The sequence below is a fragment of the Streptomyces albus subsp. albus genome (assembly GCF_000725885.1).
GTDB classification, from domain to species: Bacteria; Actinomycetota; Actinomycetes; order Streptomycetales; family Streptomycetaceae; genus Streptomyces; species Streptomyces albus.
The window spans coordinates 1-20,443 of record NZ_JODR01000009.1; the positions used below are offsets into that span (position 1 = coordinate 1).

At 73.8% G+C, this 20,443-nt stretch carries 16 protein-coding genes; 5 read left to right on the top strand and 11 right to left on the bottom strand.

The genetic code is table 11. From position 1 onward, the window contains the following. Positions 1-145: 145 nt before the first annotated feature. The gene (locus IO40_RS0111135) at positions 146-1,759 is read right to left on the bottom strand and encodes a sensor histidine kinase (protein WP_234335606.1); all 1,614 of its coding nucleotides are present in this window, start codon (positions 1,757-1,759) and stop codon (positions 146-148) included. 110 nt (positions 1,760-1,869) lie between these two features. Here IO40_RS0111135 and IO40_RS0111140 point away from each other — a divergent pair, with 110 nt between their 5' ends. After that, positions 1,870-2,466 carry a DedA family protein gene (locus IO40_RS0111140; protein ID WP_030409390.1) on the top strand — a complete coding sequence of 199 codons (597 nt, stop codon included), beginning with the start codon at positions 1,870-1,872 and terminating at the stop codon, positions 2,464-2,466. Between the two features lie 144 nt (positions 2,467-2,610). Here IO40_RS0111140 and proC read toward each other — a convergent pair whose 3' ends face one another. From proC to IO40_RS0111185, 8 genes are all read right to left on the bottom strand, one after another. After that, a complete protein-coding gene (gene proC / locus IO40_RS0111145) occupies positions 2,611-3,414 on the bottom strand; it encodes a pyrroline-5-carboxylate reductase (protein ID WP_016472874.1) in 804 nt (267 codons plus the stop codon). Positions 3,415-3,666: 252 nt separating this feature from the next. Then, positions 3,667-5,817: an MMPL family transporter gene (locus tag IO40_RS0111150; protein ID WP_031175344.1), complete on the bottom strand. Its 2,151-nt coding sequence runs from the start codon at positions 5,815-5,817 to the stop codon at positions 3,667-3,669. A 314-nt stretch (positions 5,818-6,131) separates the two neighbouring features. Continuing rightward, complete coding sequence (locus IO40_RS0111155; RefSeq protein ID WP_016472876.1) at positions 6,132-6,422, bottom strand: hypothetical protein; 291 nt, start codon at positions 6,420-6,422, stop codon at positions 6,132-6,134. Beyond that, positions 6,419-6,757: an ArsR/SmtB family transcription factor gene (locus IO40_RS0111160; protein ID WP_016472877.1), complete on the bottom strand. Its 339-nt coding sequence runs from the start codon at positions 6,755-6,757 to the stop codon at positions 6,419-6,421. The genes IO40_RS0111155 and IO40_RS0111160 overlap by 4 nt, the downstream gene beginning before the upstream one ends. A gap of 170 nt (positions 6,758-6,927) precedes the next feature. Further along, positions 6,928-7,452: a hypothetical protein gene (locus tag IO40_RS0111165; protein ID WP_031175345.1), complete on the bottom strand. Its 525-nt coding sequence runs from the start codon at positions 7,450-7,452 to the stop codon at positions 6,928-6,930. 102 nt (positions 7,453-7,554) lie between these two features. After that, positions 7,555-9,408: a dihydroxy-acid dehydratase gene (gene ilvD / locus IO40_RS0111170; RefSeq protein WP_016472879.1), complete on the bottom strand. Its 1,854-nt coding sequence runs from the start codon at positions 9,406-9,408 to the stop codon at positions 7,555-7,557. Positions 9,409-9,667: 259 nt separating this feature from the next. Further along, on the bottom strand, positions 9,668-10,516 hold the full coding sequence (locus IO40_RS0111175; RefSeq protein ID WP_016472880.1) for a sugar phosphate isomerase/epimerase family protein: 849 nt from the start codon (positions 10,514-10,516) through the stop codon (positions 9,668-9,670). Positions 10,517-10,946: 430 nt separating this feature from the next. After that, positions 10,947-11,870, bottom strand: coding sequence for a Ppx/GppA family phosphatase (locus IO40_RS0111185; protein ID WP_031175346.1), 924 nt, complete (start codon positions 11,868-11,870; stop codon positions 10,947-10,949). A gap of 126 nt (positions 11,871-11,996) precedes the next feature. Here IO40_RS0111185 and IO40_RS0111190 point away from each other — a divergent pair, with 126 nt between their 5' ends. After that, positions 11,997-12,845, top strand: a complete 849-nt coding sequence (locus IO40_RS0111190) for a DUF3109 family protein (protein ID WP_041968598.1) — start codon at positions 11,997-11,999, stop codon at positions 12,843-12,845. 168 nt (positions 12,846-13,013) lie between these two features. On the opposite strand, the gene IO40_RS0111195 is transcribed toward IO40_RS0111190, so the two are convergent. Further along, complete coding sequence (locus tag IO40_RS0111195; RefSeq protein WP_031175347.1) at positions 13,014-14,606, bottom strand: TrbL/VirB6 family protein; 1,593 nt, start codon at positions 14,604-14,606, stop codon at positions 13,014-13,016. A 350-nt stretch (positions 14,607-14,956) separates the two neighbouring features. Between IO40_RS0111195 and radA the strand changes: the two genes are divergently transcribed. Beyond that, on the top strand, positions 14,957-16,345 hold the full coding sequence (gene radA / locus IO40_RS0111200; protein WP_030409383.1) for a DNA repair protein RadA: 1,389 nt from the start codon (positions 14,957-14,959) through the stop codon (positions 16,343-16,345). Positions 16,346-16,631: 286 nt separating this feature from the next. Next, entirely contained in the window at positions 16,632-17,753 is a 1,122-nt protein-coding gene (gene disA / locus IO40_RS0111205; RefSeq protein ID WP_016472885.1) for a DNA integrity scanning diadenylate cyclase DisA, read from the top strand. A 337-nt stretch (positions 17,754-18,090) separates the two neighbouring features. On the opposite strand, the gene IO40_RS37580 is transcribed toward disA, so the two are convergent. After that, a complete protein-coding gene (locus tag IO40_RS37580) occupies positions 18,091-18,942 on the bottom strand; it encodes a hypothetical protein (RefSeq protein ID WP_030409382.1) in 852 nt (283 codons plus the stop codon). Positions 18,943-19,166: 224 nt separating this feature from the next. Between IO40_RS37580 and IO40_RS0111215 the strand changes: the two genes are divergently transcribed. Beyond that, positions 19,167-20,138 carry an HhH-GPD family protein gene (locus IO40_RS0111215; protein ID WP_016472887.1) on the top strand — a complete coding sequence of 324 codons (972 nt, stop codon included), beginning with the start codon at positions 19,167-19,169 and terminating at the stop codon, positions 20,136-20,138. The last annotated feature ends 305 nt before the right edge of the window (positions 20,139-20,443 follow it).

The window sequence follows — 20,443 nt, forward strand, 5'->3', positions numbered from 1 at the left end:
GAAGGGAGATCGTGCTCAGTAGAAGTTTCCGCCGGAACGGCGAGGTGGCCGCCGCGAAACCCCGAAGGGCTCGCTGGCAACCCGATGAACCTTACGGATGGGTGCCCGGCGTGTCAACCGAGGGTTCGGGGGCCTTCCGCAATGGTCAGCGCCCGCGCTCCTCCATGGGGAGCAGGGCCTTGTGGGTGAGGCGGCCGTCCGTGAAGCAGAGGCGGTACAGGGGCGAGTTGTCGAAGGTGGCCGTGCGGTAGAAGCGGCACCGGTCCACGCCGGGCGGGTCCGGGGGTGCGCCGTCGGGGCGGCCGTCGTCGAACTCGTACGCCGGGAGGCGGGGCAGCACATCCGTGGCGGGGGCGTCGGTGCGCAGTTGCTCGTAGGTGCGCTCGGGCAGGACGGAGCGGTGCGAGGTGTAGAGCTGGAAGCCGTACATCAGGACGGCGAGTACCGCGGTGGCGGCGGCCGGGATCCAGATGGCGTTGGCGATGCCGCGGCGTACCCGGCGTCGGGCGCGGGCCAGGTGTTCCCGGGAGCGGGAGGGGGCCGTGTCCGGTGGTGCGGGTGCCGCGGGGAGCGGGGCGGCGGCGAACGGCAGGTGGGCCGTGACTTCGAAGCCGTCGTCGGTCTTCCGGGCCCGGAAGGTGCCGCCGGCCAGGCGGACGCGTTCGTCGAGGCTGATGAGGCCGGTGCCGGAGCCCGGGCCCGGGGTGCGGTCCGCGGCGGGGTTCGGGCCGGTGTCGCGGACGGTCACGTCCATGGCGTCGCGGTGCCGGTTGAGTTCGACGGTGATGGCCGCGCCCGGGGCGTGCTTCGCGGCGTTGGTGACGGCTTCCTGGACGACGCGGTGGACCGCGTGGGCCACCAGGGGTGGCGGGGGTGCGGTGGGGGCGTCGTCCGCGTCGTGCTGGTGGAGGGTGATGCGGACGCCGGAGGCGGCGGTGCGGGCCACCAGGTCGGGGACGGTCTCGGCGGTGGTGGCGGTCGTCTCCTGGCGGAGCAGTCCGATGATCTGGCGGAGGCGTTCGGTGGCGTCGGCGGCGGCCTGGCGGAGCTCGGCGGCGGAGGCCCGGGCCGCGTCGTCCATGCCGGGGGCGACCTGGAGGGCGGCGGCGCGGACGGCGAGGAGGCTGAGGTCGTGGCCGAGGGAGTCGTGCATGTCGCCGGCGATGCGGGAGCGTTCGCGCAGCCGGGCGCGTTCGGCCACGAGCTGTTGTTCGCGTTCCATGCGGGCGGCCAGTTCCCAGCCGGCACCCTGGAGTTCGTACTGCTGGCGGCGGAAGCGGCCGAGCAGCCACGGGAGGACGGCGGCGAACAGCACGGTCGTGACGAGGGTGAACCAGTTCCACAGGTCGGCGCCCGGCAGGGTGAGGGCGAGGACGAGGCCGACCGCGCACAGCAGTCCGGCGGCGGCCAGGGAGCGCCGCACGTCCTGGGTGCGGCGGCCGAGGAGGAAGCTGAGGGCGGCCAGGGCGGGGGTGAAGGTGCTGGTGAACAGTTCGGGGGTGGCGGCCAGACCGAGCGCGGCGGGGATCGCCGTGGCCGCGAGGGGGGCGCGGCGGCTGAGCCAGGTGGCGAGGGCGAGCAGGGGTACGGCCACCGCGCGCAGCCAGAGCGGGACCTCGTGCAGGGTGGGCAGGGGGTAGCTCATGAACGCCCACAGGGCCAGGTCGGCCAGGGTCTCGCGGCGGCGCAGCCGGCGGCCGAGCCGGCCGAGGGGCCCGGGGCGGCCGAGGCCGGCGGGGAGGGGGTTCTGGGCGGTCACGGGCTCACGGTACGGCGGGCCGGCGGCGGGCACACCTGACGAAAGTGAGGGGTGGGCGATCCCGTTCGTGCACTGACCGGGGTGTGCGGTGCTCCGTACGGTCCCGGAGCATGAACGAGGCGATTGTGCATGCGGTGGAGGGGTTCGTGAGCACGCCGTGGGTGTATGCGGCGCTGTTCGGGATCGCGATGCTGGACGGGTTCTTCCCGGTGGTGCCCAGCGAGACGTTGGTGATCACGCTGGGGGTGTTCGCGGCGGCGGAGGGGGAGCCGTCGCTGGTGGCGGTGATCCTGGTGGCGGCGGCCGGGGCGTTCGCGGGGGATCACATCTCGTACGCGATCGGACGGCGCTCGGGGGTGCGGATCGCGGCCCGGCTGCGCAGGGGGAGCCGCGCCGAGCGGGTCTACGCGCGGGTGGGCCGGATGCTGGCCGAGCGGGGCGGGCTGGTGCTGGTGGCGGCGCGTTACATCCCGGGCGGGCGGACGGCCGCCACGCTCACCACCGGGGCGACGGGATTTCCACGCCGGTCGTTCACACGGTACGACGCCGTCGCGGTGGTGAGCTGGGCGGTCTATTCGGCCGGGCTGGGGTACGCGGGCGGGGCGGCGTTCGAGGAGAGCCCGCTGTACGGGGTGGGGCTCGGGCTGGCGCTGGCCTTCACGATCACGCTGGCGCACGAGGGGCTGCGGGCGTTGCGGGCCCGCTGAGCCGGGGGCGGGTGCGGTGCGGTGCCGCGTCCGGCCGGTGCCGCTGCGGGAGTCGTGAGGCCGGGAGTTGCCCAGGGGTCCGGTCGGCAGTCCGGCCACGGCCGGGAGTCCGACCGGGGGCCGGTCCCGGCACGTGCGGTGCGGTCAGCTGCCGAGTTCGCGGCTGCGGTCGCGGGCGGCCTCGATGGCGTCGATGAAGGCCGCACGCACCCGGTGGTTCTCCAGTTCGCGGATGGCGTTGATCGTCGTACCGCCGGGCGAGGTAACGTTCTCGCGGAGGGTGACGGGGTGTTCGCCGCTGTCGCGGAGCATGGTGGCGGCGCCGACGGCCGCCTGGACGATCAGCTCGTGCGCCTTGTCGCGGGGCAGGCCGAGCTGGATGCCGGCGTCGGTCATGGCCTCGACCAGGAAGAAGAAGTAGGCCGGCCCGGAGCCGGAGAGGGCGGTCGCGGCGTCCTGCTGGCCCTCGGGCAGGCGGAGGGTCTTGCCGACGCCGCCGAAGATCTCGTCGGCGAGGGCCAGATGGGCCTCCGTCGCGTGGGTGCCCGGCGAGATGACGGACATGGCCTCGTCGACGAGGGCGGGGGTGTTGGTCATGACGCGGATGACCGGGGTGCCCTCGGTGAGCTGCTGCTCCAGGTAGCGCGTGGTGATGCCGGCGGCGCCGCTGATGACGAGCCGGCCGGCGGGCACGTGCGGGGCGAGTTCGTCCAGCAGCGCCGCCATGTCCTGCGGCTTGGGGGTGAGGATGAGGGTGTCGGCGGTCTTGGCGGCCTCGGCGTTGGTGACGGACTCGACGCCGTAGCGCTCGCGCAGTTCGGCGGCGCGTTCGGGGCGCCGGGTGGTGACCAGCAGTCGGGAGGGCGACCAGCCGCCCCGGAGCATCCCGGAGAGCAGTGCTTCGCCGATCTTCCCGGTGCCGAGGACCGCGACTTTCTGGGTGGTCATGGGGCCTTTCACCTCGTGCCTCGTTGCGTTGCCGGACGTGACGGGCTGCCCATCCTCGCACCGGTCGCGACGGGGAGGGGCGGGGTGGGACGGGGACGACGGGGACGGGGGACACTGCCGGGGCAGCAGTGGTGCCGGACCGCTCGGTCGAGCCGAGCCGGTCCGGCACCGCCTGCCGGGTGACCGCACCTGTGTTGGTGTCCGCACCGTGTCCGCTCCGTCGGGGAGTGCCCGTACGGACGGAGGGCCGGGTCAGACCTTTTCCGGCTCACGCTCCTTCGCGGGCCGGACGTCCCCCGTCGTGGGCGCCTGCCCCAGCCGGCTGGGCCACCAGACGCGGGCGCCCACATCGAGGGCCAGCGACGGCACCAGCACGGTGCGGACGACGAAGGTGTCCAGCAGGACGCCGATGCCCACCAGCACTCCGAGCTGGGCCATGGAGACCAGCGGCATGGTGGCGATCACCGCGAAGGTGGCGGCCAGCACGATGCCCGCCGAGGTGATGACGCCGCCGGTGGAGGCGAGCCCGCTCAGCACACCCTTGGTGTGGCCGTGCAGTGCGGCCTCCTCGCGGACCCGGGTCATCAGGAAGATGTTGTAGTCGATGCCCAGGGCCACCAGGAAGACGAAGCCCATCAGCGGCAGGGAGTTGTCCATCGCCGGGAAGTCCAGCAACTGGGTGAAGATCAGGTGGGAGGCGCCCAGGGCGCCGAAGAAGGACAGCACCACCGTCGCCAGCAGCAGCAGCGGCGCCACCAGCGAGCGCAGCAGGGCGATCAGGACGAGCAGGACGACGGCGAGGACGACCGGGATGACGGTCCGCAGATCGCTCTGGGCGGCCCGGCGGGTGTCGAGCAGTTCCGCGGTGGTGCCTCCGACCAGTGCGTCCGCGTCCTCGACCTGGTGCACGGCATCGCGCAGCCGGTCGACGGCTTTCTTGGCCGCCTCACTGTCGGGTGCGTCGTCGAGGACGACGGACAGCGTCGTCAGGCGCCCGTCGGCGGTGCGGTCCTCGGGCCGGACGGATTCGACGCCGTCCACCGCGGACGCCGCCTGCCGCACCTCGTCGCGGGCCGCCGTCCTGACGACGACGGTGGCGGGGTCGGAGGAGCCGGAAGGGTAGTGCGCGGAGAGCTTCTCCTGGGCGACGACGGACTCGGGCTTGTCCTGGTACATCTCCTCGTTGGTCAGGCCCATGGTCAGCCCCGTCGCGCTCAGTGCCAGGACCGCCGTCACCCCCACCGTCATCAGCCACGACCAGCGCGGCCGGCGCTGCAGCAGGCCGCCGATCCGGGCCCAGACGGTGCGGGCGGCGCGCGGTTCGGTCCCGTACCGGGGAACGAACGGCCAGAACACCCAGCGGCCCGTGACGGCCAGCAGGGCGGGCAGCACGGTGATCATCGCCAGCAGTGCGCATACGACGCCGACCGCGCCGACCAGTCCGAGTGAGCGCGAGGAGTTGATGTCGGCGAGGGCCAGGCAGGCCAGGCCGATGGCGATGGTGCCGGCGGAGGCGATGACCGCCGGGCCGGAGCGGCGCAGTGCGAGCCGCATGGCCTCGTGCCGGTCCTCGTGGCGGTGCAGCTCCTCGCGGTAGCGGGCGATCAGCAGCAGTGCGTAGTCGGTACCGACGCCGAAGACCAGGACCATGAGGATGCCCGCGCTCTGCGGATCGACGGGCAGGGAGGCGTACTTGGCCAGCAGATAGGTGACCACCTGGGTGAGTACGGCGGCGAAGCCGACCGAGAGGGCCGGGAAGAGCCACAGCACCGGGCTGCGGTAGGTGATCAGCAGCAGTACGGTGACGACGGCGCCGGTGGCCAGCATCAGGGTGGTGTCGAGATCGCCGAAGACCTCGATGCTGTCGATCAGCGATCCGGCCGGGCCGCCGACCGCGACGTCCAGTCCGCTCGGCGCGTCGGCCGCCGCTACGTCGCGCACCTTCTCCAGGTCGGCGGTGAAGTCGTCGCTGCCGGTGGTGAGCGGGACGACGAGCATCAGTGCCTTGCCGTCGTCGGAGGGAAGGGGCCCGGCGATCTTCTGGCCCTCGGGGACGAGCGAGGCCAACGCGGTACGGTCGGCGCCCGCCTTGGCGGCGTCGGCCCGCGTGGTGCGGGCGTCGTCACGGGAGTAGACGGCGACCGCGGGGATGATCTCGTCCTGGCCGCGGAACTTCTCCAGTTCCGTGTTGACCTGTGCCGACTCGGCCTTGCCGGGGAGGAAGGCGTTGGCGCTGCTGTCCTCGACCTCGCCGAGCTTCCCGGCCAGCGGTCCGAGTGCCATGACGATGAGCAGCCAGGCGGCCAGGACCAGCCACTTGCCGCGCCGGCCGCCTGGGACCGTGGCCAGGCTGCGCAGTGCGCGGGGGTGTCGCCCGGCGGGAGGCCGGGGGCGGGCAGACATGGGTAACCTCCATGAGGTGGGTGTGGGACGCGAGGGGTTCGCGAGTGCTCACGCTCATGAGTACGGCCGGGAGTTGCCGCTCCCGGCCGTACGAGCGACGGTGACCTTCAGCAGTGACCTTGGGGTCGGGCGGTGCGGGGCGCGCCGGGCCCTTTCTGCGTGCGCCGGGCAACTTCGGTGTGCGCCAGGCGGTTTTCGCGTGCGCCGGGCGGTTTCCGACGCGCGCCGGCCCTTTCCGGTGTGCGCCGGCCCTTTCCGATGCGCATCGGCCCTTTCCGGTGTGCGGGGCCGCGACGTGAGGGGACAGCCGGTGCCTAGTCGATCTCGCGCATCATCTTCTCCATGGCGGCGATGGACTGCCGGGCCTGCGTCAGCTCCTCCACGCTGCGCCGGTGCAACTCCACGTTGTCCTCCAGGAGTTGCGCGTACTTGACGGCCAGCTCCCGGTACTGCTGGTCGCGGGCGGCCAGCATCCGGGCCCGCCAGGTGGCGGCGATCTGCCAGACGACGACGATGAGCAGGACGAAGGCCCCTCCGGTGCCCAGTGCCGCCGCCCAGACGCCGGCCGCGTCGACCCCCGCCGCCATGGTGAGGTGCTCGTTCACGTCACTTCCTCTTTCTCGTCCTGATCGGTGAGGGACCGTGCCGCCTCGGCGACCGCCTGCGGGGTCAGCGCGTAGGCGAACGGGGTCACCTCGAAGAACTTCATGGCCTTGCCGCTGTCCGACAGCTCCAGCGACCCGGCCACCAGACCGGCCGCCTCCAGCCGCTGAAGGTGCATGTACAGCAGCGGACGGCTCATGCCGATCTCGCGGGCGAGTCCGCTGACGTAGTTCCGGCCCTCGGCGAGCGCCGCGACGATCCGCATCCGGTGGGGATTGCCGAGGGCCGCCAGGATCTTCAGCAGCTCGTCTCCTGTCGGGGTCTCGATCGCGCTCACCGCGACCCCTCTCTCTTGGGTGTAAGGAAAATCTGACACGTGACGGAACGGGGTGTCGATGCAGGAGGACACTTGTCCGGGACGGTTCAGGGTTCCCCCTGAGACGACTGCGGGAGGGCCCTGAGGAGGGCCCTCCCGGAAAGAGAGTGAGAGATGTGACGCGCGGCGCCTCAGCGCCCGCGCTTCTTCTTGCGGACCGCCGGGTTGCCCGTACGGGAGCGGCGCTGCCGCTCGTGGCGGGCCACCGCCGCCTCGTACTCGGTACGGTGCAGCCGCTCCCCCGGCGCCTCCACGCAGGTGCGCAGCGCATAGGCCAGCAGGACGCCGATGAAACCGATGACGCGGATGCTGTGCATCGACGACTCGGCAGCCGCCTCCCGCTCGTCGGGGCGGCGGGTGTAGGAGGTGAGGGTGCGCGCGAACGCCAGCGCGCTGCACACCGCGAACGCGGCCACCAGCAGGATGCTCGCCCAGCTTCCGATGTCGGCCACCACCACGCCCTGGTAGGCGAAGCGCAGCACGAAAGCGCCGGCGACCGCCGCCAGCACCGCGCCTACCCCGAGGGCGACGCGGCGCACCGCGTAGCCGCCCGAGTGGTCGACCCAGGTGGTGCCGTAGAAGCGCAGCGGCTCCGGGGCCGGTGCGCCGGGGGTCTGCGGGCTCTCGTCGCTGGTGTTCTTCGCGCTGTCGGGCACGGTTCGATTATCGCGTGCCCCGGTACGGCGACGGGCCGGGCCCCTCCGAGGGCCCGGCCCGGCCGGTCGGTACCGTCCCGCCGCGGTGCGGCGGGGGTGTGCTCAGCGCTCCAGCAGGCTCACGTCGCGCACCGCGCCGCGGTCGGCGCTGGTGGCCATCGCGGCGTAGGCGCGCAGCGCGGTGGACACCTTGCGGTCGCGCGAGGCGGGGAGGTAACGCCCGCCCAGCGCCTCCCGGCGGGCCGCCAGCGTCTCGTCGGGCACGTCCAGCCGGATCTGCCGGTTGGGGATGTCGATGACGACGGTGTCGCCGTCCTCCACCAGCGCGATGGTGCCGCCGCCCGCCGCCTCCGGCGAGATGTGGCCGATCGACAGGCCGGAGGTGCCGCCGGAGAACCGCCCGTCGGTGATCAGCGCGCAGGCCTTGCCCAGCCCGCGGCCCTTGAGGAACGAGGTCGGGTACAGCATTTCCTGCATACCCGGGCCGCCCTTGGGTCCCTCGTAGCGGATGACGACGACGTCGCCCTCCTTGACCGTCTTGTCGAGGATCTTCTGGACGGCCTCCTCCTGGGACTCGCACACCACGGCCGGCCCGGTGAAGGTCAGGATGGACTCGTCGACGCCGGCGGTCTTCACCACGCAGCCGTTCTCGGCGAGGTTGCCGTAGAGGACGGCCAGCCCGCCCTCGGCGGAGTAGGCGTGCTCCACGTCACGGATGCAGCCGCCCGCCGCGTCGGTGTCCAGCGTCTCCCAGCGCTCGGACTGCGAGAACGCCTCCGCCGAGCGCACGCAGCCGGGCGCCGCGTGGAACATCTCGACCGCCTCCGGGGAGGGGGAGCCGCCGCGGATGTCCCAGGTCTTGAGCCACTCGGCCAGCGAGTCCGCGTGGACGGAGTGCACGTCCTCGTTGAGGAGGCCGCCGCGGTACAGCTCGCCCAGGATGGCGGGGATGCCGCCGGCCCGGTGCACGTCCTCCATGTAGTAGGTGCCGTTCGGCGTCACGTTCGGGGCGACCTTGGCCAGGCACGGCAGCCTGCGGGAGAGCCGGTCGATGTCGGCCATCGTGAAGTCCAGCTCCGCCTCCTGCGCGGCGGCCAGCAGGTGCAGGATCGTGTTGGTGGAGCCGCCCATCGCGATGTCGAGGGCCATGGCGTTCTCGAAGGCGGCGCGGGAGCCGATGCTGCGGGGCAGCACGGTGGCGTCGTCCTGGTCGTAGTACCGCTTGGCGGCCTCCACGACCGTGCGGCCCGCCGTCTCGTACAGCTCCTTGCGGGCGGTGTGGGTGGCCAGCACGGAGCCGTTGCCCGGCAGGGCCAGGCCGATGGCCTCGGTGAGGCAGTTCATCGAGTTCGCGGTGAACATGCCCGAACAGGAGCCGCAGGTGGGGCAGGCGTTCTGCTCGATGCGGAGGATGTCCTCGTCGGAGACGTTCTCGTTCGCCGCCTCCGACATCGCGTCGATCAGGTCGAGCTTGCGGACGGTGCCGTTCACCAGCGTCGCGCGGCCGGCCTCCATGGGACCGCCGGAGACGAAGACGGTGGGGATGTTCAGCCGCATCGCGGCCATCAGCATCCCCGGGGTGATCTTGTCGCAGTTGGAGATGCAGATCAGCGCGTCCGCGCAGTGCGCCTCCACCATGTACTCGACCGAGTCGGCGATCAGGTCGCGGGAGGGCAGCGAGTAGAGCATGCCGCCGTGCCCCATGGCGATGCCGTCGTCCACCGCGATCGAGTTGAACTCGCGCGGGATGCCGCCCGCCGCCTTGACCGCCTCGCTGACGATCCGGCCCACCGGCTGGAGGTGGGTGTGGCCGGGGACGAACTCGGTGAAGCTGTTGGCGACGGCCACGATCGGCTTGCCGAAGTCCTCGCGCGCTACGCCGGACGCCTGCATGAGGGCGCGCGCCCCCGCCATGTTGCGTCCGTGGGTGACCGTGCGGGACCTCAGCTCGGGCATGGCTGCCTCTCCCTTGAAAGTGCCTGGGGAAGAACCCTCGTGAAGATCCGAGGGTACGCCTCCCGCTCAAGATCCGGACAGTGGGTCCGGATCGTGGGCATATCCCGGTACGGGCACGGGCCGGGCCCTCCGTACGGGGGGCCTCCTGCGGGGCCCGCCGTGCGGGCGGCCGGCCGGCCCGGGGTGACGGCGGGGTGCCAGGTGACGGCGGCCCGGAATGACGGCGGTGCCGGGGTGACCGCGGTACCGGGGCCGTCGCTCAGCCGTTCCCGCAGCCCGCGGCGTCCCCGGTGGGCAGGTCCCTCGGAGCCGCGAGGTGCAGACGGGTGAAGGCCAGGGCCTCCGCCAGGTCCTCCTCACGCTCGGCCGCCGACATGGCACGCCGGGTGTTGACCTCCACCACCACATGACCGTCGAACCCGCGCGCCGCCAGCCGCTCCAGGATCTCGGCACACGGCTGCGAGCCGCGCCCCGGCACCAGGTGCTCGTCCTTGGCGGAACCGTTGCCGTCGGCGATGTGCACATGCCCCAGCCGGTCCCCCATGCGCTCCACCATGGCCGTCGCGTCGTTGCGGGCCGTGGCCGTGTGCGACAGGTCGAGGGTGAAGTGCCGGTAGTCGTTCTGGGTCGGGTCCCAGTCGGGTGCGTAGGCGAGCATCTCCCGGTCGCGGTAGCGCCACGGGTACATGTTCTCCACCGCGAACCGCACATCGGTCTCGTCGGCCATGCGCCAGACGCCGCGCTCGAACTCCCGGGCGTAGGCGCGCTGCCAGCGGAACGGCGGATGCACCACCACCGTCGAGGCGCCCAGCGTCTCCGCCGCCGTACGGGCCCGCACCAGCTTCTCCCACGGGTCCTTCGCCCAGACCCGCTGGGTGATCAGCAGGCACGGGGCGTGGACGGCGAGGATGGGGACGCCGTGGAAGTCGGACAGACGGCGCAGCGCCTCCACGTCCTGACTGACCGGATCGGTCCACACCATGACCTCGACCCCGTCGTAGCCGAGCCGTGCGGCGATCTCGAACGCCGCGGCCGTCGACTCCGGATACACCGAGGCCGTCGACAGCGCGACCTTCGCCTGGGGGACCCGTACGCTTTCGATGCCCACCCAGCCACCCTAAGCGCGCGGTCCGCCCCGCGAAGGGGCCGGACGGGAGAAGGGGACCGGGCTCACATCCGCCGCACCGGCGCACCCCCGCTCACTGGCGGGCGACCTGGCCGGCATCCGGTCCGGTGACCCGGGCGGCATCCGGTCCGGTGGCCCCGTCGGCATCCGACCCGGTGGGCCCGTCGGCATCCGACCCGGTCACGTGGCCGGCGTCCCTTCCGGATGACCGTTCAGCTTCCGGTCCGGCCGCCCGGCCGCGCATCCCTCCCGCCGTCCGTCCAGCCTCCAGCCCGATCGCCCGGCCGCGCTTTCCTTCCGGTCACCTAGTCGGCGTGCGGTCCAGTCGGCGTCCGGTCCGGCCGCCCGGCCGCGCGGCCCTTCCCGATGCCCGTTCGGCCTCCGGTCCCGTCACCCCGCCGGCGTCCGGTCCTCATCCCGTGGGCATCCGGTCCAGGCGGCGCAGCAGGACGCCCTCCCGGAGGGCCCAGGGGCAGATCTCGGCCTCCGCCACCCGGAAGAGGTCCATGACGCCTTCCGCCACCAGCGCCCCGGCCGCGAGCTGCCGCGCCCGGCCCTGCGAGACGCCCGGCAGCCCGGCACGCTCCGCCGCCGGCATCGCCACCAGTCCGGGCACCCGCTCCTGGAGCGCCGTACGGCTCAGCACCCGGCCCTCGCCGCCGCGGGCCGGTCCGCCGGCCACCCGTGCCAACTGCTTGAACGTCTTCGACGTGGCCACCACCCGGTCCGGCGGGCCGAGGCGGGTGAAGTCCCCCACAACACGGGCGATCTCCGCCCGCACATGCCGCCGCAGCGCCCCCACGTCCGCCGGGTCCGGCGGGTCGCCGGGCAGCCAGCTCGCGGTGAGCCGGCCGGCCCCCAGCGGCAGCGACACCGCGACGTCGGGCTCCTCGTCCACCCCGTACGCCATCTCCAGCGAGCCGCCGCCGATGTCCAGCACCAGCATCCGCCCGGCCGACCAGCCGAACCAGCGCCGCGCCGCGAGGAACGTCAGCCGTGCCTCGTCGGTGCCCGACAGCACCTCCAGCTTGACGCCCGCCTCCTGCGCGACCCGGCCCAGCACGCGCTCGGCGTTGGGGGCCTCACGCACCGCTGAGGTCGCGAACGGCAGCAGCGCCTCGACGCCCTTCTCCTCCGAGACGCGGAGCGCCTCCGCGACGGCCGCGCTCAGCCGCTCGGCGCCCTCCTCGCTGATCGCCCCGTCGTCCTCCAGTAGTTCGGCGAGCTTCAGCGTCGCCTTGTGCGAGTGCGCGGGCAGGGGGCGGGCGCCGGGGTGCGCGTCCACCACCAGCAGGTGCACCGTGTTCGAACCCACGTCGAGAACACCGAGTCGCATACCGAGCACGCTAGCCCCTCCCGGTGAACCGCCGCCGGGCGACGGCACCCCCGGGCCACGGCGACGGCCCCGTACGCTGGGCGTGTGGGTACGACGAAAGCGGCGAAGCAGCAGAACCGGGACGGCGTGCGCGGGGCGCACGGCACGGCGTCCGCACAGACGCGGCCCGGTGCGGCCCGCGACGAGGAGGTCGGCCTCGACTTCCCGCGCGCATGGGTGGAGTTCCCGGACCCCGCGGACGACGAACAGGTCTTCCGTTGCGACCTGACCTGGCTGACCTCCCGCTGGCAGTGCCTGTTCGGCAACGGCTGCCAGGGCATCACCGCGGGCCGCGCCGAGGACGGCTGCTGCACGCTCGGCGCCCACTTCTCCGACGAGGAGGACGAGCAGCGCGTCGCCGGGCACGTGGCGCGGCTCACCCCCGAGATGTGGCAGTTCCACGGCGTCGGCACCGGCCCTCACGGCTGGGCCGAGGTCAACGAGGAGGGCGAACGGCAGACCCGCCGCTTCCAGGGGGCCTGCATCTTCCACAACCGCGCCGGGTTCGAGGGCGGCGCCGGCTGCGCACTGCACCTGCTCGCGCTGCGCGAGGGCCGCGAACCGCTGGAGACGAAGCCCGACGTGTGCTGGCAGGTGCCGATCCGGCGCAGCTACGAATGGGTGGAGCTGCCCGACGGCGAGGAAGTCCTGTACGTGTCGATCGGCGAGTACGACCGGCGCGGCTGGGGCTCCGGCGGTCATGACCTGCACTGGTGGTGCACCGCCGCGCCGTCCGCACACGGTGCCGGGCAGCCCGTCTACGTCTCGTACCGCGCCGAGCTGATCGAATTGATGGGCAAGGCCGGTTACGACCGCCTCGCCGAGCTGTGCGAGCAGCGCCTGGCCGCCCAGCTCCCCCTGGTGGCCCCCCACCCGGCGGACCCGCCCGCCCCGTCGGCGAGCACGCCGGCGACGGACGCGGCGCAGGAGGACTGAGGCCTCTCCCGGGATCCCGCCGAGCCCGGGCCCAGGGGCGCCGCCCCGGGCCGCCGGAGCACGGCGTCGCGCGGTGGACGGGCTCGACCGGCGGACGGACCGGGACCGACGGACGCACCTCGACCAGCAGACGGACTCGGCCGGCTGACGCGCTCGACCGGTGTGCCGTCAGGACGGGGAGCCCGTCGGGGACGGGGACGAGGGGTGCGGCGTCGTCGATTCCGAGGACGAGGAGGGCGAGTCCGTCGGCGAGGGGTCCTGCTCCGGTGCGGCCGGGGCCTGCGGAACCGCCGGCCGCAGCGCGGGAGCCGCGAACAACGACGATGGACTCCGGACGGCCGACGGGGGCGCCTCGCCCTCCCCGGCGCCCTTTTGCGCACCGGGGCGAGCCCCCTTCCCGGTGCGCTCCCCGGCGCCGGCATGCTCCTCGGCGGCTCGTGAGCCGGACGGGCCGGTACCGCCGTGGGCCGCGGCACCCGGCCCGTCCGGGGCTTTCGGGGCGCCCGGTCCGGCTGCCCGCCACGGGAGCGGCGCGCCGTCCCCGGCGGTGGGGGGACCGTGTCCGGCACGGCCCCGGTCCGGTACGCCGCCGGGAGTGCCGCCGCCGGGCGCGGGGGCACCGCCGTGGGCGTGCGGCTCCTCGGGCGCGGCAGCGGAACGGTCCGCCTGCTCGCCCGCCACCGGCGCCCCGCGGGACGCGGTCCACAGCGCGAACACCGGAGCGGTCAGTACGGCGGCGACGACGGTCGAGGCGAGCGCCCGCCCGCGCAGCCGCTCCCGGCGGGCCGGCCGGTTCGGGTCGCAGACGGGGAATCCGTTCCGGTCGAAGCGGGGCGTGCGCTGGGCCCGCGCCCCCCGGGCCAGCTCGACGGCCGCGTCCACGGCCCGGCGGGGCGCCTCCACCAGCGCGAGGGTGGCGGTCGCCGGCGCGGTGCCCGGCCAGGAGACCCCCGCCATGGCGCGCTCGGCGGCACGGCGGCACTGGGGGCACTCGTCCACGTGCCGTACCAGTTCGCGGCGGAGTGCCGTGCCCAGCAGCAGCCGGTCGTCGCCGGCGAGGCGGGTGACCGCGGGGCAGCCGCCGCTCTCCACGACGCGCAGCGCGGCCCGGGTGCGCTCCACCTCGCAGGCCGCCTTCATCAGCAGGTCCTCGGTTTCGCCGGTGCTCATCGACAGCACCGCGCCGATCTGTGCGGGCGTCAGTCTGTGCCGGACGGACAGTTCCAGTGCCTCGCGCTGTTCGGCCGTGGTGCCGGCGGCCTCGGGCCACGCCAGCGTGGCCAGCTCGCGGCGTCGCCGGGCACGGGTCGCGTCGTCCAGCAGGGTGTGCCCCGCTGCGGGCGAGGCGGGCACGCCGGGTGTCTTTCCGGGGCCCGGGGCGCAGGGTGCGGGGCCGTCGGCCACGCGTCCGGTGCCGAAGGTGGTGCCGGCGCAGGCGGCGGCCCGGTGCGCGAGTCTGCGCAGGCACGCCCAGCGGGCCAGCGCGTACAGCCAGGGACGGGTCGCCGTCGCGTCCTGCGGCGCCCGGCCGCGGGCGTGCTGGCGGTCGGCGAGGATGAGCGTTTCGCCGAGTGCGGCGAGCGCGGCCTCGTGCTCGCACATCACGGACAGGCAGTAGGTGAACAGCCCGTCCAGATGGGGCTCGTAGGCGTGCGGCGTGCCGCTCTCCCGGGTGGCCGGCTCTCCGGGTCCTGTCCTCCCCTTCCGGTGCGCTGGCGGTGCGCCGGTGGGGTCCGTCGGGTGCTCGCGCCTGCTCGTCATCACCCCGGCGACGGTAGGCGGATGATGGCGCTTTGCTGGAGTCGCCGACGGCGGATTACTACCTTCGGGTGACACTCAGCGGCAAAAGAGAACATATGTCGGGGGTTTGGCGGCAACCGCAACAACACCGTCACAAAGGGCGCACGGGGGTCGCACACCCCGGGACCGGCCGACCGCGCGTGACCCGGTGCCGCGCACCCGGCCGTCGCGGAACGCACCGGAGCGCCCGGATGCCGGCGGGCGCCGAGCCCTCGCGGAGCACACCGGAGCGACCGGATACCGGCGAGCGCCGAGCCGTCACGGAACGCACCGGAGCCCGGCTGTCAGTGGGCGCCGATACGGTGACCGTCATGGCTGCCCGTAAGTCGTCCGCCAAGGACCGCCCCACCTACCGCTGCACCGAATGCGGCTGGCAGACCGCCAAATGGCTCGGGCGGTGCCCGGAGTGCCACGCCTGGGGCACCGTCGAGGAGGTGGGCGCCGCCCCGGCCGTCCGCACCACGGCGCCCGGCCGGGTGTCCGCGCCCGCGCTGCCGATCGGCCAGGTCGACGGCGCCCGCGCGACCGCCCGCGGCACGGGCGTGCCCGAACTGGACCGGGTGCTGGGCGGCGGACTGGTGCCCGGCGCCGTCGTGCTGCTGGCCGGCGAACCGGGCGTGGGCAAGTCCACCCTGCTGCTGGACGTGGCGGCCAAGGCCGCCGACGAGGAACACCGCACTCTGTACGTGACCGGCGAGGAGTCCGCGGGGCAGGTACGGCTGCGTGCCGACCGCATCGGCGCCCTGAGCGAGCATCTTTATCTGGCCGCAGAGACGGACCTGTCGGCCGTGCTGGGCCACCTGGACGAGGTCAAGCCCTCGCTGCTGGTGCTGGACTCGGTGCAGACGGTCGCCTCCCCCGAGATCGACGGCGCGCCCGGCGGCATGGCGCAGGTGCGGGAGGTGGCCGGGGCGCTGATCCGCGCCTCGAAGGAGCGCGGCATGTCCACGCTGCTGGTCGGCCACGTCACCAAGGACGGCGCCATCGCCGGGCCGCGCCTGCTGGAACACCTCGTCGACGTCGTCCTGCACTTCGAGGGCGACCGGCACGCGCGGCTGCGTCTGGTGCGCGGTGTCAAGAACCGCTACGGCGCCACGGACGAGGTCGGCTGCTTCGAGCTGCACGACGAGGGCATCACGGGCCTGGCCGACCCCTCCGGCCTCTTCCTGACCCGCCGCGACGAGCCCGTGCCGGGCACCTGTCTGACGGTGACGCTGGAGGGCCGCAGGCCGCTGGTCGCCGAGGTGCAGGCCCTCACCGTGGACAGCCAGATCCCGTCACCCCGCCGCACCACCTCCGGTCTGGAGAACTCCCGCGTCTCGATGATGCTGGCCGTGCTGGAGCAGCGGGGCCGGATCAACGCGCTGGGCAAGCGGGACATCTACAGCGCCACCGTCGGCGGGGTGAAGCTGTCGGAGCCCGCCGCCGACCTGGCCGTCGCCCTCGCCCTGGCCAGCGCGGCCGGTGACACGCCGTTGCCGAAGAATCTGGTGGCGATCGGCGAGGTCGGCCTGGCCGGGGAGGTGCGCCGGGTGACGGGCATCCAGCGGCGGCTGTCGGAGGCGGCCCGGCTGGGCTTCACCCACGCCCTGGTGCCGGGCGACCCGGGCCGCGTCCCCGACGGTATGCGTGTTCTGGAGGTCGCCGACATCGGCGAGGCCCTCCGGGTGCTGCCCGCGCGCCCCGCCCGCACCGGCTGAGCAGCAGCGCCGCGGTCCCTCGCGTGCTCTCTCCCCCGCGCCTGTGCGCGGCGGCCCGGCCCCGGCCGGCGCCCCGCCCACCGGGCGGGCCGGGGAGGCAGCACGCGAGGCGCATCCGGGTGCGCCGGTAGACTTTGCCCCGGTCTCGACCAACCACGAGCACCACGGGGGCTGAGTGCGGCACCGCGACAACGGGGGGACCGCACGGCGTCCGCCCCGGTGCGGTGGGCCGGCGATCGGTGGTCGAGGAAACGCCGACAGGCACCCGCACGACCGAAGGAGTGCAGTGGCAGCCAACGACCGGGCCGCGGCCCCCGGCAGGGCCGAGGGGGCGTCCGGCCTGATGCGCGCCTCACTGAGCGCGGTCGCGCCCGGCACCGCGCTGCGCGACGGCCTGGAGCGCGTCCTGCGCGGCAACACCGGCGGGCTCATCGTCCTCGGCATGGACAAGAGCGTCGAGCAGCTGTGCACCGGCGGCTTCGTACTGGACGTGGACTTCACCGCCACCCGGCTGCGCGAGCTGTGCAAGCTGGACGGGGCGCTCATCCTCGACAAGGACATCACCAAGATCGTGCGAGCGGGTGTGCAGCTCGTCCCCGACGCGTCCATCGAGACGGAGGAGACGGGCACCCGGCACCGCACCGCGCAGCGCGTCTCCATCCAGACCGGTTACCCCGTCATCTCCGTCAGCCAGTCCATGCGGCTGATCGCGCTCTACGTCGACGGCCAGCGCAGGGTGCTGGAGGACTCCGCCGCGATCCTCTCCCGCGCGAACCAGGCCCTCGCCACGCTGGAGCGCTACAAGCTGCGCCTGGACGAGGTCGCCGGCACGCTCTCCGCGCTGGAGATCGAGGATTTGGTGACCGTCCGCGATGTGACGGCCGTGGCCCAGCGGCTGGAGATGGTGCGGCGGATCGCCACGGAGATCGAGCAGTACGTCGTGGAGCTGGGCACCGACGGCCGGCTGCTCTCCCTCCAGCTCGACGAGCTGATCGCCGGCGTCGAACCGGAACGCGAGCTGGTGGTCCGCGACTACGCCCCGCAGACGTCCGGCGCCGGCCGGCGCGTCCGTGCCGTGCCCGACGCCCTCAACGACCTGGACCGGCTCACCCACACCGAACTGCTCGAACTGGCCACCGTGGCACGGGCGCTGGGCTACAGCGGCGCCCCCGAGACCCTCGACTCGGCCGTCTCGCCACGCGGTTTCCGCCTGCTGGCCAAGGTGCCGCGCCTGCCGGGCACCGTCATCGACCGGCTGGTGGACCACTTCGGCGGCCTCCAGAAGCTGCTCGCCGCCAGCGTGGACGATCTCCAGGCGGTGGACGGCGTCGGCGAGGCCCGCGCCCGCTCGGTCCGCGAGGGGCTCTCGCGCCTCGCCGAGTCCTCGATCCTCGAACGGTACGTCTGAGCCTCCGCGGGACGGTGCGCCGCGGGACGGTGCGCACCGGGGCTGGCGGCGTACGCCGGACCAGCGGCGCGGACGTACGCCGGTCACCTGCTGAACGCGCCCCCACGAGGCGCGGACCGCCGGTGCCGTGCGCGGGTGCCGCCTCCTCCTTGCAGGCGCCCGTACGGCGCCCCGCTCCTGGCCGCGCCCCACCCGCCGTCGGCCGCCCGCCTGCTGCGACTGCTCGGGGCCGTGCCGCCGAGCCCGGTTCGCCGTGCCGCCGTGGCCGCTTGGCCCCATGCCGCCGGGCCCGCTTGGTCCCGTTGCCGCCGTGGCCGCTTCACCCTTGCTGCGGCGGCTACTTCACCAGCTCGAACGTCGTGCGGACCGTCTTGAGGCCCTTCACCTTCACCTCGATCTCGTAGGTGCCCGGCTTGGGCGCCTCGAAGGTGGGGGTGCCGCAGTTGGCGGCGCTCGCCTTGCGGAACCAGGTGAGGGTGTGCGTCGACGTGCCGTTGCCCGGCACGAGACGCGGCAGCGGCTTCTTGGTCGGCGGGCAGTCGTCGGAAGCCCAGAACTTCGCCTCGTCCGGGTTGTTGATCGTCACGACGGTGGCGGTGCGACCCAGGTCGATCTTGCAGGGGCTGTTGCGTTCGTTGGTGACCTTCAGCTGGAAGCGGGGCTTCTCGCCCGGCCCGTACTCCTTGCGCAGGCTGCGCAGTTTCAGCTGCACCTCGCCCTGGCGGCAGTCCGCCAGACTCGGCGGGGCCGGTACGCCCGCCGCGCCGCCGCCCGGTCCGCCGGTGCCGGAGCCCGACCCGCCGGTCGAACTCCCGTTGCCCGCGCCCCAACCGGTGCCGCCGGCGGACGACTGGTCCGCGGCGTCGGAGTCCTCCGAGCCCCCGGAACCCCCCGAACCCGAAGCGGAACCGGAACCGGAACCGTCGGAGCCGCCGTCCTCCTCGTCCCGGCCGCCGGGGCGTTCACTGATCGCGGGCCCGGAGTCGGCGGGGCCCGGAGTGATCGTGCCGGCGGGCCCGTTGCCCTTGTCGCCGCTCTTGCCCTCGTTGCGGGAGCTGTCGCCGCCGAGCGAGGTCACTGCCCAGAAGACGACCAGGACCAGTAGCACCAGCACGACGAGGACAACTGCCCTCCGTCGCCAGTAGATGGAGGAGGGAAGCGGCCCGATCGGATTGCGCAGAGATCCCACGCGAAAACCTTACGAGACATCAGGCGCCACACAGGCCTGTACCCGCCGCTCGGACGACCAAATGTTGTGATCAGCTGCCCGACACCCACCCCTTATGGGCATTTCATCCCTCTATGTGGCTCTCGCTCCGGATGCGTCGTGTACGTGGCGTACGTGGCGGACAGGCTTTCGCACCGCGTGTGCGTTTTTCGGATGAGGAGCGCCGTGCCAGGATCGGTCGTGCCATGACTGCGACCACCGAGACCCCCCAAGCCGCTTCGGCCGGCGCCCCGCCAGCGCGCGCCGCGGACACCGAAGCCGTCGACCCTGCCCTGCGCGAGACGGCTCGCGCGCTCCACACCCCCGTCGTCGACTGGTTCGCCACCCACGCCCGCGACCTTCCCTGGCGCCGCCCGGAGGCAGGCGCCTGGGGCGTCATGGTGAGCGAGTTCATGCTCCAGCAGACCCCCGTCAGCCGTGTGCTGCCGGTGTACGAGGAGTGGATGAAGCGCTGGCCGCGCCCCGCCGACCTGGCCGCCGAAGCCCCCGGCGAAGCGGTCCGCGCCTGGGGCCGCCTCGGTTACCCGCGCCGGGCCCTGCGGCTGCACGGTGCGGCCAAGGCCATAGCGGAACGGCACGGCGGCGAGGTCCCCGTCGAGCACGCCCAGTTGCTGGCGCTGCCAGGCGTGGGCGAGTACACCGCAGCCGCCGTGGTCTCCTTCGCCTACGGCAAGCGCCACGCGGTGCTCGACACCAATGTGCGCCGGGTGTTCGCCCGCGCGGTCAACGGCAAGCAGTACCCGCCGAACGCGACCACCGCCGCCGAACGGAAGCTCGCCCGCGCGCTGTTGCCCGAGGACGACGAGACCGCCTCCCGCTGGGCAGCCGCCACCATGGAACTGGGCGCGCTCGTGTGCACCGCGCGCAACCCGCAGTGCGGACAGTGCCCGATCGCCGCCCGCTGCGCCTGGCAGCTCGCGGGGGCACCCGCCCACCAGGGGCCCGCGCGGCGCACCCAGGCGTACGCCGGGACGGACCGGCAGGTACGCGGCCGGCTGCTGGCCGTGCTGCGCGCCGCCAAGGAACCGGTGCCGCAGGCCGACCTGGACCGGGTGTGGCACGAGCCCGTCCAGCGCGCCCGGGCACTGGACGGACTGGTGGCCGACGGACTGGTCGAACCACTGGACGGCAAGCGGTACCGGCTGCCGCTGACCTAGTACGACGGCAGCCCGGCAGGGCGGCACGGCAACGCCACAACCGCCCACCCCGCTCGCCCCGGAGCCTTGCCCCCCCCGGGCCTCGGTACGGCACGGGCTCGGTACAGCGGCTCGCTGCGGGCCGGGCTCGGTACGGGCGGCCTGATCCGGGCCGGGCTCGGTACGGGCGGCCTGATCCGGGCCGGGCTCGGTACGGGTGGCCCTGATGCGGGCCGACCAGACTCGGTACGGGGCGGCCCGATGCGGGCCGGATTCAGCACCGGGCCGCATCAGGCCGCCCCGGTGCGGGCTGGGCCCCGGTGTGG

Excerpts from the sequence above, each read along its gene's own strand:
- IO40_RS0111195 (WP_031175347.1), bottom strand. The coding sequence starts at position 14,606 with ATGACGAGCAGGCGCGAGCACCCGACGGACCCCACCGGCGCACCGCCA.
- radA (WP_030409383.1), top strand. The coding sequence starts at position 14,957 with ATGGCTGCCCGTAAGTCGTCCGCCAAGGACCGCCCCACCTACCGCTGC.
- ilvD (WP_016472879.1), bottom strand. The coding sequence starts at position 9,408 with ATGCCCGAGCTGAGGTCCCGCACGGTCACCCACGGACGCAACATGGCG.
- IO40_RS0111185 (WP_031175346.1), bottom strand. The coding sequence starts at position 11,870 with ATGCGACTCGGTGTTCTCGACGTGGGTTCGAACACGGTGCACCTGCTG.
- IO40_RS0111215 (WP_016472887.1), top strand. The coding sequence starts at position 19,167 with ATGACTGCGACCACCGAGACCCCCCAAGCCGCTTCGGCCGGCGCCCCG.
- IO40_RS0111150 (WP_031175344.1), bottom strand. The coding sequence starts at position 5,817 with ATGTCTGCCCGCCCCCGGCCTCCCGCCGGGCGACACCCCCGCGCACTG.
- proC (WP_016472874.1), bottom strand. The coding sequence starts at position 3,414 with ATGACCACCCAGAAAGTCGCGGTCCTCGGCACCGGGAAGATCGGCGAA.
- IO40_RS0111140 (WP_030409390.1), top strand. The coding sequence starts at position 1,870 with ATGAACGAGGCGATTGTGCATGCGGTGGAGGGGTTCGTGAGCACGCCG.